The sequence below is a fragment of the Sulfurimonas sp. genome (genome assembly GCF_026991475.1).
Taxonomy (GTDB): domain Bacteria; phylum Campylobacterota; class Campylobacteria; order Campylobacterales; family Sulfurimonadaceae; genus Sulfurimonas.
Genome location: NZ_JALXBK010000104.1, coordinates 1 through 12,172, shown reverse-complemented (window position 1 = coordinate 12,172; position 12,172 = coordinate 1). Strand labels below are relative to the sequence as shown.

14 protein-coding genes are annotated in these 12,172 nt (G+C 37.6%); 8 read left to right on the top strand and 6 right to left on the bottom strand.

Annotated features, from left to right (window positions below):
* From MV589_RS08800 to MV589_RS08790, 3 genes are all read left to right on the top strand, one after another.
* A partial coding sequence (locus tag MV589_RS08800; protein ID WP_297433982.1) for an SAM-dependent methyltransferase occupies positions 1–487 on the top strand: 487 nt, incomplete at its 5' end.
* 8 nt (positions 488–495) lie between these two features.
* Positions 496–1,545, top strand: a complete 1,050-nt coding sequence (locus tag MV589_RS08795) for a cobalt-precorrin 5A hydrolase (protein WP_297433980.1) — start codon at positions 496–498, stop codon at positions 1,543–1,545.
* 14 nt (positions 1,546–1,559) lie between these two features.
* Complete coding sequence (locus tag MV589_RS08790) at positions 1,560–2,360, top strand: precorrin-3B C(17)-methyltransferase (protein WP_297433978.1); 801 nt, start codon at positions 1,560–1,562, stop codon at positions 2,358–2,360.
* Here MV589_RS08790 and MV589_RS08785 read toward each other — a convergent pair.
* From MV589_RS08785 to MV589_RS08760, 6 genes are all read right to left on the bottom strand, one after another.
* Positions 2,357–3,031: a precorrin-2 C(20)-methyltransferase gene (locus MV589_RS08785; RefSeq protein ID WP_297433976.1), complete on the bottom strand. Its 675-nt coding sequence runs from the start codon at positions 3,029–3,031 to the stop codon at positions 2,357–2,359. The genes MV589_RS08790 and MV589_RS08785 overlap by 4 nt on opposite strands.
* 43 nt (positions 3,032–3,074) lie before the next feature.
* The gene (locus tag MV589_RS08780) at positions 3,075–4,040 is read right to left on the bottom strand and encodes an iron ABC transporter permease (protein ID WP_297433975.1); all 966 of its coding nucleotides are present in this window, start codon (positions 4,038–4,040) and stop codon (positions 3,075–3,077) included.
* Positions 4,033–4,758 (bottom strand): ABC transporter ATP-binding protein, encoded by a 726-nt coding sequence (locus MV589_RS08775; protein WP_297433974.1) that lies wholly within the window; start codon positions 4,756–4,758, stop codon positions 4,033–4,035. The genes MV589_RS08780 and MV589_RS08775 overlap by 8 nt, the downstream gene beginning before the upstream one ends.
* Complete coding sequence (locus MV589_RS08770) at positions 4,751–5,569, bottom strand: heme/hemin ABC transporter substrate-binding protein (RefSeq protein WP_297433973.1); 819 nt, start codon at positions 5,567–5,569, stop codon at positions 4,751–4,753. The genes MV589_RS08775 and MV589_RS08770 overlap by 8 nt, the downstream gene beginning before the upstream one ends.
* Before the next feature lie 12 nt (positions 5,570–5,581).
* Positions 5,582–7,441 (bottom strand): TonB-dependent receptor plug domain-containing protein, encoded by a 1,860-nt coding sequence (locus MV589_RS08765; RefSeq protein ID WP_297433971.1) that lies wholly within the window; start codon positions 7,439–7,441, stop codon positions 5,582–5,584.
* A 64-nt stretch (positions 7,442–7,505) separates the two neighbouring features.
* Entirely contained in the window at positions 7,506–7,661 is a 156-nt protein-coding gene (locus tag MV589_RS08760; protein WP_297433968.1) for a hypothetical protein, read from the bottom strand.
* A 110-nt stretch (positions 7,662–7,771) separates the two neighbouring features.
* Here MV589_RS08760 and MV589_RS08755 point away from each other — a divergent pair, with 110 nt between their 5' ends.
* From MV589_RS08755 to MV589_RS08735, 5 genes are all read left to right on the top strand, one after another.
* Positions 7,772–9,475 (top strand): EAL domain-containing response regulator, encoded by a 1,704-nt coding sequence (locus tag MV589_RS08755; protein WP_297433966.1) that lies wholly within the window; start codon positions 7,772–7,774, stop codon positions 9,473–9,475.
* A complete protein-coding gene (locus tag MV589_RS08750; RefSeq protein WP_297433964.1) occupies positions 9,472–10,800 on the top strand; it encodes an NFACT family protein in 1,329 nt (442 codons plus the stop codon). Before MV589_RS08755 ends, MV589_RS08750 begins: the two co-directional genes overlap by 4 nt.
* A 60-nt stretch (positions 10,801–10,860) precedes the next feature.
* Positions 10,861–11,355, top strand: a complete 495-nt coding sequence (locus MV589_RS08745; RefSeq protein WP_297433962.1) for a putative outer membrane beta-barrel protein — start codon at positions 10,861–10,863, stop codon at positions 11,353–11,355.
* A gap of 34 nt (positions 11,356–11,389) precedes the next feature.
* On the top strand, positions 11,390–11,704 hold the full coding sequence (locus tag MV589_RS08740; RefSeq protein WP_297433960.1) for a hypothetical protein: 315 nt from the start codon (positions 11,390–11,392) through the stop codon (positions 11,702–11,704).
* 49 nt (positions 11,705–11,753) lie between these two features.
* Positions 11,754–12,172: phosphatidate cytidylyltransferase (locus tag MV589_RS08735; RefSeq protein WP_297433957.1), on the top strand; the 419-nt coding region annotated here is incomplete at its 3' end.

The window sequence follows — 12,172 nt, the reverse complement described above, 5'->3', positions numbered from 1 at the left end:
TAAACAGATAGAGTTTTTAGAGAGTGAGGGCATAGAGTATGTAACCATTCCTGGTGTGACTGCTGCGTTTGGTGCGGCGGCAGCTGTTAACATTGAGTACACTATTCCTGGGGTTTCGCAGACACTTATCATCTCACGGGTTGAGGGGCGTACACCAAATCCTGAGTCGCTTAAGCAGCTGCTCTCAAACAAACACTCATCGTTTGCCTTTTATCTCTCTATATCCCTGATTAAAAAACTCAAAGAGAGTGCTTTGGAGCTGGGTTATCTTAAAAATACCCCATGTTGGGTAGTTGAGCGTGCTACTTGGGCGGATGAAAAGGTTTACAAAGGTACTATTTCAGATATACAAGAGAAAGTTTCTCACATTAAAGGGGTGGCACTCATTATGTTTGGGGAGTTTTTACACCAAAAAGCCACAGTTGATTCACACCTTTATGCACAAAAATATAAAAAAGAGGGCGAGAAAAAGTCCAAAGCCCTGTAAGGAAGAGTATGAAAATAGCCATAGCTACTATTAACGATCCAAGTCTGAACGCAGCAAAAAAGCTTCTGCCGTACTTGCAAAAGCATAAGTGTCATGTTTTTAACAAGTCCCAAGATACACAAGAGTTTGGAGCAGAATTTCATATATTTAAAAAAGTAGATGATATATTGCCTACTGCGTGGGCTGAGTTTGATGCCATCATCTTTATCATGGCAACTGGTGCAGTTATTCGTAAGATTGCGCCCCATTTAAAAGACAAGGCTACTGACCCTGCGGTGCTTATAATGACACTTGATTTAAAGCGGATTATTCCTCTGCTTTCTGGGCATTTAGGAGGTGCGAATGAACTCGCAAATGAGTTGTGCGAGCAGATAGATGGGTGTGTAAACTTTGTCACAACCGCATCAGATCAGATAAAAGTGCTTGCTTTTGATATGTTTGCAAAAAAGTATGACTATGCCATCAGTAATTTGAAGTCATTAGCAGAGGTCTCAAATGCCATCATCAATAAAAAGCAGGTACAGGTTGTCACTTACCCTTGCATGATTGAAGCGCTAAAAGCATTTGAAGGCTACAAAGAGGAGAATTTTATTTTTTGCTCACCTGATGATTTAGAACAGTTTCGCGAAGATATTCCAACTGTTTATATCACGCCGCAAAAACTGCCAAACAGCTCTTTACAGATTCAGCCTCAAGAGATAAGTTTGGGTTTAGGAATGAATCGCAATACCTCTAAAGAAGAGATATTAAACGCAGTAAAGCGTTTTTGTTATGAGCACGGCTTAGAACTCTCACAAGTGAGTAAACTTGCCAGTTTTAGTGCAAAATCTGATGAAGTTGGGCTGCTTGAATATGCCAAAGAGATTCAAAAAGAGCTAGAGTTTTTTGATGAGGATGCAATAAATGCGCTTACGCATGATTTTTCTCCAAGCCAAGCGACAAAGTTTTTTAACATTAAAGGAGTGGCAGAACCTGCGGCACTTTTAGCAAGTAAGCATAAAACACTCTTTTTAAATAAAAGAATTTATGGCGGTGTAACTATAGCCGCTTCATTTTAAAAATAGGAGAAGATATGGGAAAATTAACATTAGTTTCAACCGGTGCAGGTGGAGACAGATACTTAACACAAGAGGCTATAAATACTATACGAGAGGCAGATTTGGTTGTTGCTTACACAAAGTATGCAAAAGATTTACCAGAGTTAGTTACCGACAAAGAGGTCTTTACAACCCCTATGACAAAAGAGATAGAACGCGTACAATATGCCATTGATGAGGCAAAAAAAGGACGCACCGTTGCATTACTTTCAAATGGCGATGCTAATGTCTATGCTATGGGTTCTTTAGTTGTTGAACTACTTGATACCTTGGAACTTTGGGATACCATTGAGTACTCGGCACTTCCAGGCATTAGCTCCGTTTTGGCACTTGCATCTGAAGTGGGTGCGCCTTTGAGTCAAGATTTTTGTCTTATTTCTCTCTCAGACAGACTCACTGCTGCCGAGCTTATTCAAAAACGCATACGCTTTGCACTTGAAGCTGATTTTGTCATCTCTATTTATAATCCAAAAAGTAGAAGTCGTCTTGAACCTTATGCAGGTATGCTTGAACAGTTGAAAACTATAGATGAAAATCGTCCTGTTGTAATAGCGCGTGATTTGGGACGAAAAAATCAGATGATAAAAATCGTTACGGCAAAAGAGCTTGTAGATGCAGGTGTGGAAAATGAAGATGTCAATATGTCCACAACTCTGCTTATAGGCAACTCTACTACAAAACTCACCAGTGATGGCAGAGTTCTTACCCCACGAGGTTACTTAAATAAGTATGAACTAAGCGGTGAAGAAAAAGGCGATTGGAAGAAAGTAAACTAACTTCTTTTTGCAAAGTTGATAAAGAGCGTCATATATTTTTTGACTCTTGCTATCTTTGAAGGTGTGATTTTTGCATCTTTAAGGTACATATTTTCAAAGGTATAAAAGTCTCCATCGCCTAGAACTTCTGTATCCATTCCTATTTTAGGACGCATTAAAATTTGTGTGCTTTTTACTTCCCCCCGCGGGTTGATAGGTTTGATGAGAAGCTCTTCATCCCCCAGACATAGTCCCTTTTTTACTTCAGCTGATGCCGCACTAAAAGAGGTAACACCCGCGATAACCTCACAACTCTCATAAACAGCTTTATTCTTTTCTTTAATGATGTCAAGCAAATAGTAGATACTTGAGTAGATGGCAGCATCACCAAGTGTGACAAAGCAGACTCTATTGTGCTTGTTAAGAGTATCTAAAATGATGTCTGCTTCATGTACCCAATCTTCATAGATAAAATGCATAGGTGAATAGACAGGGACTATAGTTTTATCTATAGCTAAAAGCTCTAAAGCATTTGAGACGATTTTGTGGCTGATGGATTTTGCAAAGCTGTTATCTGCACTCTTTGTAGGAACGCAAATAGCGTCACACGATTTAAAGGCGTTTAGGGCTTTAAGTGTGAGAAGTTCTATATCACCTGGACCTAGAGAGACCATATATAATTTTTTATTCACTGTTTTTCCTTGAAACGAAGAGAGAATTATGCCTAAAAGAAGCTTATTTTTTCGCGTTTGCGATAATGAGATAGATAAAAAATGGCCCGCCTATGATGGCTGTGATGATGCCGATGGGGAGTTCACTTTGCGTTTGGATTGTACGTGAGAGCATATCGCAGGTAACGAGAAAGAGTCCTCCAAAGAGTGTTGTTTTTAAAATTCGCTGTGTGATGTTTACAGGGTAGAGCCGTTGGATGATGTGCGGAATAATAAGCCCGATAAAGCCGATGGGACCGCTAATGCTTACAAGTACGCCGATGGCTAAAGAGGAGACAGCGAGTAGCAGGAGCGTCACTTTTTTTGTATTGACTCCCTTAAGTTTTGCCTGCTCATCCGAGACGCTCATAAGTTGGAGTTCAAACTTGTAACGGTAGACAAAAAGCAGGAGTAAAAGTGCTACAACGGCGATAAGTATGGGGTACTTCCATCCAATGACAGAGAGCGAACCCATGGTAAAGCGGATGAGCATATCGTTTTGAATAGCAGAACCGAGATAGAAGATGACCATCAAAACAGAGGTGTAAAAGAGTGAGAGTGCGATGCCAAGCAGTAGGAGTGCCTCTTGCCCAGATGCGCGTAAAAACTGTGAGAGGTAGATGAGTAAAAAGACAGTAAGCAGTGCACCTGCAAAACCAAAAAGGCTCACAGCACCGATGCCAAACAAAAGCGTGGCAAGTCCGAGCTTTATAGCGATGCCTGCACCCAAAACAGCACCGCTTGAGATGCCAAGCGTATAGGGAGTCATAAGCGCATTGCGAAAGAGTGTCTGAAAAAGCAGACCACTGAGTGCTAAAATACCCCCTGCAAAAAATGCAAAGAGTACACGTGGCAGCCGTAGGTCGTAAAAAATAGTTGCGTTTAGGGTGTTGCCCTGTAAAATTTCACTTAAAGAGAGGTCAACCGCACCGACAAAAGGAGCTATAAAAAAGAGAACTATAAGTGTGAACCAGAGTAGATTTTTAATCATAACGCACCGCCAGATTGCTAAACGCAACACCGTAGAGTTCTTCGAGCATTGTGTCAGAGAAGAACTCTTTGTCATAAAGTTTTGCAGATTTGTCTTTGATGAAAAGCACTTGTGAGTCTATAAACGCAGCAAGATGCAGATCGTGTGTGATGAGAATGATGGTATGCTCTTCTTTGAGTGCTTTGATGTGCTCGGCTATGATTTTTGAGTTTTTCGGGTCAAGGTTTGCAGTTGGTTCATCAAAGATGATAATTTTGCTCTGTTGTGTGAGTGCTTGTGCTATAAGTGTGAGTTGCTGCTCACCAGAACTAAGCTCTGCAAGGGTATGTTTTGCCAAGTGAGCGATGCTTAAAAACTCAAGCATCTCTTTGACGATGTCGTAGTCCTTTTTTGCATAGGAGAAGAGGCTCTCTTTGTAGGGAAATCTTCCTAAAAGTACAAACTCCTCTACTGTTATAAGCTTGTCATAGAGTTCGAGTTTTGTGGGAATGTAGGAGAGAAGTTTTGCTCTTGCATTTGGTGTGAGTGTTTTGATGTTTTGTGAGTCTATTGTTATGTCACCATCATACTCTATAAGCCCTGAAAGTGCTTTTGCAAAGCTGCTCTTTCCTGAACCATTTGCACCTAAGATGCTTAGATGATTTTTTACTTCTAGCGTGACATCTTTTAGAATGTTTTTGTTTTGAAATGAGATGCTAAGCTCTGCACACTTAATCATTCATCTCCCTACAGAGCCGTTTGATGGTAAGTGCGACTCTTTGTGAGGGAATATGGAGGTAATCCTCATCGATGATGCTGATTTTATGGTTTTTTGCAGCACGCGTGGGAATGGCGTACCACGCTTGAAGCGCTTTTTTTACATTGACATTCGGTTCGGTGGCATGAGAGTGGAGGATAATGATCTGCTGGGGATTGAGGGCTATAACATTTTCATAACAAAGTACCGGTTGATTCGTTGTGTTTGCTGTGTAGGCATTTGTATTGCCACAGGCTTTGATGATGTCTTCAAAAAATATGTCATGCCCTGCGATGTAAATGCCTCCTCGTAGATCCTCGTGTAATCCGTACACTATCATAACACTGTGTGGCTTTTTACTCTTGTGAGCTGTTGTTATTGCGTTTGTTATCTTGTTTGTTAGGATTTTTGCCTCTTTGCTTGCGCCAAGTTCTTTGCCTACAGTCAATATGGACTTTTTGATGGAGTCTAAGCGTTTGAGATTGAGCGTGAGTGTTTTAACACCAAAAGATTGTAGCTGATTGAGTGTGTGTCGGTTAAAAGTTTGTCCTATAACAAGTGTTGGTGCGTAAGAGATAATTTTTTCTATATTTGGGTTTTCATATCCGCCGATGATGGGCAGCTTTTTTGCTGCATTTGGGTAGAGTGAGTAGCTGCTTGTCGCTACAAGTTCATTGCCTTTGTGTAGTCCGTAGATTATCTCTGTAATGGAAGGACTCAGAGAGACAATTCTCTCATTTGCCCAAAGATTGAGTATAAAAAGTGAAAGTAGGAGAATATGTTTTATACTCATCTTTTTTTATCCTTAGTATTTTGCTACAAGTCCTACGTAGAGACTTCTTCCTGCTGTTGCATAACCATCAACTGTTTGGTAGTATTTGTCTGTTAGATTGTCAATTTTAGCATAAAAGTTTACGTTTTTACTTGCTTTGACATTTGCAACAAGACCTGCTATTGCATATCTTCCTGTTTGAGCCCCTGTATCTCCTGCTTTGTCATATCTTGTACCAATATACTGTACATTTGCCCCGATGTCAAAATCATCAGATACATAATAGGTAGCAGAAGCATCGAGTTGATTTACAGGACGGCGAGCGAGAGTTTTTCCTTTTGCATCTTCCGTTCTCAGATAGGTATAGAGTGCTTTAACGCCAAGTGCATCACCGAAATAGTCCTGATAACCAAGTTCCACACCTTTAAATTTTGATTTTCCTGAAGTTTGAATGTATTTAGATGTTGTGAAATCATATTCAATAAGATCTGTAATCTCATTATAAAACCCTGTAATCCACACTGTGTCATTTCCAAGAGTAATATCTGTTGTGAGAGAGTTCTCTGGATTTAGATTTGGGTTAGAATATGATGATCCATAGAGTTGACCAAGTGTTGGGGCATTGTAACCAGTACCTGCATTTATACTAAGATAAAAATCATTTTTAATAAATTGTTTGATTCCTAATTTTCCTGTAATAGAGTTGTCAAATGTACTATAATTGTCATAGCGTACGGATTCTGTAATAATTGTATTATTATCCGCTAAGAGATTATACTTATTGTAGTTTGTTATAAATGCAGATAGGGCAGTATAATCTTTATTTTTTCCTGCTTCAAGTTTTTTTTGTTCAAATTTTTGGTAAGAAGCACCAATACGTACAAAGCTATCTTTCATATAGTTGATTTTATCCTCAGCTTTGAGCTCGTTTACACTACCGTTGTAGTAGTAGCGACCGTATGTAGCAACAATATCTCTGTCGAAGATAGATGTATTGTAAGTGATTTTCATATCATTTGTTTTATCTTTATGGGTAAAGGCAACATTGTAAAAACGGTTAAAAAGTGTAGTTTTTGGGATTGGAGAATCATTTGCTTCTCCCGCTCCATTATCATATTTTACAGTAGATTTAATAATATTCACACTTGCTTCAAGTCTATCGTTTTGCGTGAAGTTGTAGCCTACTTTTAAATTGTTCGTTCTGTTAATATAAGGGTCTTTTTCAAGTCCGAGATCATCATAACGTTTTCCATAGTTAGCACTTCCTTTTTTAGGCTCAGCTGCTGAAAATCCGTCAGTTGTGTAGAGCAGACTGTTTGCGGTGATGTCAAATTTTTTCGCTCCATAAGAGGCGTGTAAAGATGTTTTTGCGCTGTTATAAGAACCGTACTCAATTGCTGCTGAGGCATAAAGACCCTTTTTTGCACCTGCTGTAATGATGTTAATAACACCACCACTTGCATCGGAGCCCCAAACACCTGATTGTGCTCCTTTGATGACTTCGATACGTTTTACATTGTCAAGCATGATTTGTGAAAATTCAGCTGCTGCGCCTATTGCAGTCGGGTTGTTGTAGCGTACACCGTCAATAAGCACTAAAATACGTTTTGAACTCATACCTCGAATGTAAAAAGATGCAGATGTTCCTCTGCCCCCGTTTTGAGTCATGCTGAGGTTTGCAAGCTTGTTGAGCGCTTCATTAAGTGTTGAGACGCGAGACTCTTCAAGTTCTTCTTTTGTGATGATGGTCACACTGTCTGTAACATCTTTTTTCTTGAGTGTTGTCCCTTGAGAGGCACTTACATTGATGTTCTCAAGCGTATATTGATTCTCTGCATGTGCAGATATTGCCAAAACTGCACCAAGCAGTGAGAGTTGTATTTTCTTTTTCATTTGTATCCTTAAAGTCTAAATTGTATAGTTATGGTTTGTTTGGTTTTTGTGTGTTTAAATGCTGTTAGGAAGAGGGTGGAGAGTTGATTTTTATCTTTAGTGGTTTTCCATCGAGAGTGCATGCGGCACTGCTGAGTGCTACTATTTTTTGCATAGATATAAAGGCTTGGATTGCTGCTAATGTAAAGTAATTTTTACCAAAACCTTTGGGTGTCTGCAAGTTTTTCTCTTTAGATTGGATTATTTTTGCAATTATAGCAACTCCTTTACATAAGTTACTTAATGTTATGGTAAACTATGTTTGTATGTAAATTTTTTAGGAACTCTTAAATGTATCAGCAAAAATCCACGTTAAAAGAACTCATATCTAATGCAAAAAATTTGACTATTTTATTTGTTGAAGATGATACAACAACGAGAGAGGAGCTTATTAACTTTTTAGGTACATTTTTTCCAAAAATCATTAGTGCAAAGGATGGTAAAGAGGCATGGGAAAAATTTAATAATAATGATATTGACTTGGTTGTTACCGACATCACGCTCCCACATCTAAGTGGCATGGAACTTATATCTTTGATACGCTCAGTAAACTCTACAATTCCTCTGTTAATTCTCTCTGCACATACAGAGTCAAAGTACTTTTTAGAGAGTATAAAGTATGGGGTTGATGGGTATTTGTTAAAGCCATTTGATCTTGAACAGTTTCTTTCAGTTGTCTCTAAAGTAGTCTATAGACTTGATATGGAACAAAAGTATGCACAGTACAATAAAAATCTTGAACATATGGTTGAAGAAAAAACTTATGAGCTTGAGACAAAATATCTTTATGACCAAAGAACATCTCTTCCAAACGCAACGATGCTTAAAAAAGATTTGATACGCAGAGAAAAGGGCTACATGGTTCTTTTAGATATTTCTCATTTTTCTGTTTTAAATAAAGAGTATGGTAAAGATTTTGCAAATGAGGTCATAAAAAATACAGCAAAAAAACTTTTTTCTGTTATTGGTAACTCAAAATTATATAAAGTAGAATCAGATAGATTCGCTTATCTTATAGATGTTAATACAAAAGAAGAGGTGGCATTTGACTGTAATCAAATCGTTGCCTTTTTTGACAATGATAATGTTGTAGTAGATGATGTGGAAATTCATATCTCATTTTGTATAGGGGCAGATAAAATTCGAGATGAGGTTGCCCAAACACTGGTAAATTGTGAATATGCTCTTGATAAAGCAAAAGAGTTTGGTAGTAGGCATTTTGAGATTTACAATGAAAAAGATTTGGATTTTGTAGATAAAAGAGAGGCTGTTAAATGGCTGCGTTTAACAAGAGAATTAATCGACAATGATGGCATTGAACCCTATTATCAGCCTATAAAAGATACGCAAACGAACAAGATTGTGAAGTATGAAGTACTTGCACGAGGTGTTTATAATGCTGAGGTGACGGACCCTATTCATTTTTTGCGATCTGCTGAAAAACTAGGGCTTTTAACTACTATTACGCGGACTATCATTAAAAAAAGTTTTGCCTATATGCGTGATAATGATGTAGAATTTTCCATAAACTTAACTCAAAAAGATCTTACAGATGAGAGCTTTTTAATCTATTTACAAAATCATACAAAAGAGTATTCAATTGACCCCTCTCGTGTAACTTTTGAAATTTTAGAAAACATTACTGTTGTGAAAAATGCAGATGCAATAAAAGAACAATTGACTCTTTTAAGAGAGATGGGATTTAAGATGGCAGTAGATGATTTTGGGGTGGAAAACTCTAACTTAAGTCGATTTTTAGATATGCATTTTGATTTTATTAAAATTGATGGAGTCTTTATAAAAGATTTGGTTACAAATGATAAAAATATAAAACTTACAAAAGCAATAGTAAGTCTGGCAAAAAGTTTAGATATGAAGACAGTTGCAGAGTATGTCAAAGATGAAGAGACATATAATAAAATTAAAGAGCTTGGTGTGGATTTAGCACAGGGATTTTATGTTGGAAAACCAAGTTCAAAGTTAGTGCAGGAATGAAACTCTCCCAGCTCAAACAGATAGTAGAGTATCTGCAAAAATTTACAAAAATTTCTGCTGCGCATAGAGTAAATGATACAACTGTAAAAATAGTATTTGATAAAAATGATGCGCTCTATTTTAATATGCAGCGTTCAAACTCTTCCATATTTAAGTGTCAAGAGTACCCACGCTCAAAAGTTTATAATGCTCCTTTTGATGTCATTCTTGCAAAGCGTTTTAATCGTTCAAATATCTTAAATATTGAGCTTTTAAATGGTGATAAAATCATACGCATAAAAACTTCTTTAGCATCTGCTTATAAAAAAGAGATAACCTACATTCAGCTCGAGTTTACGGGAAAATATACCAATGTGATTATTTTAGATGCACAAAATATTGTGCTTGAAGCGTTGCGTCATATTGACCTATTCTCCTCCTATAGAGAGGTGCGTGTTGGGCATACCCTTTTAGATGTGAAGCCTGCTCCATTTGTAGCAAAAGAGTACCCTATTGAAGATGTGGAAGCATTTTTATTTGGAGTTTATGAAAAAGAGCAAAATACAAAATTAGAGAGCCTTAAAAAACAAAAAATTGCCTACTTGCAAAAGAAGCTTAAAAAACTTGAAAAACTTTATGTAAAATTAGACTCTCAAGAAGATTTAGAACAAGAGGCTCAGAAATACCAGCATTATGGCAACCTTGTTCTTGCAAATGCAGCGAAGATTAAACCGTACGAAACAAGGCTGACACTTCAAGATTACGATGCAACAGAGATAAATATAGCACTTGATAAAGGCTATGCTACCCCATTTATGATAAGTGAGATGTTTTTTAGTCGAAGCAAAAAAGCAAAACAGCGAGCTAAACATCTCTATATTGAAGAGGAGTCACTCTCATCAAAGATTGAACACATTAAGCTTTTTATGCACACTGTAAACGCAGCCAAAGATGTGGCAAAAATTGAGCTACTTTTTCCTAAACGGGTGCAAAATAAGAAAATAAAACTCAATGACTCAATAGAAGTTTTTTGGGTAGAGGGTTACAAAGTACAGCTTGGAAAAAATGAGAGAGGAAATGTTGAACTACTAAAGAGTGCAAGGGCAAAAGATATTTGGCTTCATATGAAAGATAGACCCTCAGCGCATGTTATCATTACAACTGATAAGCAAAATTTACCGCAAAACATCATTATGGCAGCAGCAAGACTCTGTGTAGATTTTACGACGACTGCAGAAGATAAATTTTTGGTCGATTATACTCCAAGGCGTGAAGTTACCATTCAAAGTGGTGCGAATGTTCTTTATAATAAATATAAGACTATAGAGGTGGACACAAGGAGTTAAAGTTCATTTATATTGTTTGTGTATTATTTGATTAAAAGTTTAAATACGGAAGGAATATAAATGAATCGATTTATGTTAAAAACAGTTGCTACAGTTGCTTTAGTCGGAGCACTTAGCACTGCAGCAGTTGCAGATGAGCCACAATTCGGTCTTGGTGTTGGAGTTGCAGGACAAAATAGCGCGACATTAAGAGGTACTATCTCTTTAGAAGATAATATGCGAGTAGAGCCCTATTTTGGATTTTCTTATCAAGATAAAAATCCAAGTAATGGAAATTCAGAAACTACTTTAGATGTTGGTTCTGCACTACATATGATGCAGCCTATTAGTAGTGTCTTAACTGCATACTATGGTGGATTTGCAGGCATACACAATTATGATTATGGAACAGGTAACAATTCTGGAACAATTTTTAATTTTGGTCCAGTTGCTGGTGTGGAGTATGCACTTGATAAGCAGTTTACACTTGGTGCTGAGATGAGATTTAATCTTGGTTTTGGTGATGAAACTACACTCGGAACTGAATCTTCAGTTTTGTTGCGTTACTATTTTTAGAAAGAGATTCTTTCATATGTAAGAGGAGTATATTATGGCTATAAGTCCCTTGGGTAACATTGTTTTGGTAAATCAAATGACACCTGCCGCTACGGCTCCTCAAAATGCACATACAAACCGCGTCGAGTTGCAAAACTTTATGGCTCAGGCGGCTGTGCAAGAGAGAGATGAAAAAGTCTTAGAGATTCGTGAGGCTGAAGAGTCTCACGCTCTTGATCCTGATCGTGAACATAATCAACAAGAAGCCGACGAAGAGATGCAAAATATGTCTCAAAAGAAAAAACCCCACAAAAAAGAGGATGACTCCTCTGCTACTCCCCCTTTACATAAATTGGATATTAAAGTCTGATTGGATATACTACTATCATTATTTATTATTAAAATTTAGAGGATTACTTATGGGTATGTTTGCAAATAGCAAAGAGAGAATAGTAACTGGAGTAGCACTTTTAGCAGCTGTTTTTGTAATCGGCTGGATAGATAACTTTTATGTGATGTGGTTTGTTTTTGGCGTAATTTACCTACTCGCATTTAAAGAGGCTATAAAGTTATTTGGTGTTGAAAAAGACAATCTCCTTCCATACGCTGCGTTTCTTTGGCTTCTTACTGGAATTTATCCTTATGGTGACGATTTATTTGTTCTTGCAGGTGTTGGCTATGCGAGTCTTGTCGCTTATAACAAAGAGGTACAATGGCGTGATTTCTTTCCTTTTATCTACCCTACTGCAGGACTTCTTTTTATTTTTTCGATGTATGAAGAGTATGGTGTTCTCTCGCTTCTATGGCTTTTAGCAGTTGTAGCACTTACCGATATTGG

What these genes read in the sequence shown, in the direction of transcription:
- MV589_RS08745 (WP_297433962.1), top strand. Translation starts at nt 10,861, where the DNA reads ATGAATCGATTTATGTTAAAAACAGTTGCTACAGTTGCTTTAGTCGGA.
- MV589_RS08740 (WP_297433960.1), top strand. Translation starts at nt 11,390, where the DNA reads ATGGCTATAAGTCCCTTGGGTAACATTGTTTTGGTAAATCAAATGACA.
- MV589_RS08765 (WP_297433971.1), bottom strand. Translation starts at nt 7,441, where the DNA reads ATGAAAAAGAAAATACAACTCTCACTGCTTGGTGCAGTTTTGGCAATA.
- MV589_RS08770 (WP_297433973.1), bottom strand. Translation starts at nt 5,569, where the DNA reads ATGAGTATAAAACATATTCTCCTACTTTCACTTTTTATACTCAATCTT.
- MV589_RS08780 (WP_297433975.1), bottom strand. Translation starts at nt 4,040, where the DNA reads ATGATTAAAAATCTACTCTGGTTCACACTTATAGTTCTCTTTTTTATA.
- MV589_RS08775 (WP_297433974.1), bottom strand. Translation starts at nt 4,758, where the DNA reads ATGATTAAGTGTGCAGAGCTTAGCATCTCATTTCAAAACAAAAACATT.
- MV589_RS08755 (WP_297433966.1), top strand. Translation starts at nt 7,772, where the DNA reads ATGTATCAGCAAAAATCCACGTTAAAAGAACTCATATCTAATGCAAAA.
- MV589_RS08750 (WP_297433964.1), top strand. Translation starts at nt 9,472, where the DNA reads ATGAAACTCTCCCAGCTCAAACAGATAGTAGAGTATCTGCAAAAATTT.
- MV589_RS08790 (WP_297433978.1), top strand. Translation starts at nt 1,560, where the DNA reads ATGGGAAAATTAACATTAGTTTCAACCGGTGCAGGTGGAGACAGATAC.
- MV589_RS08795 (WP_297433980.1), top strand. Translation starts at nt 496, where the DNA reads ATGAAAATAGCCATAGCTACTATTAACGATCCAAGTCTGAACGCAGCA.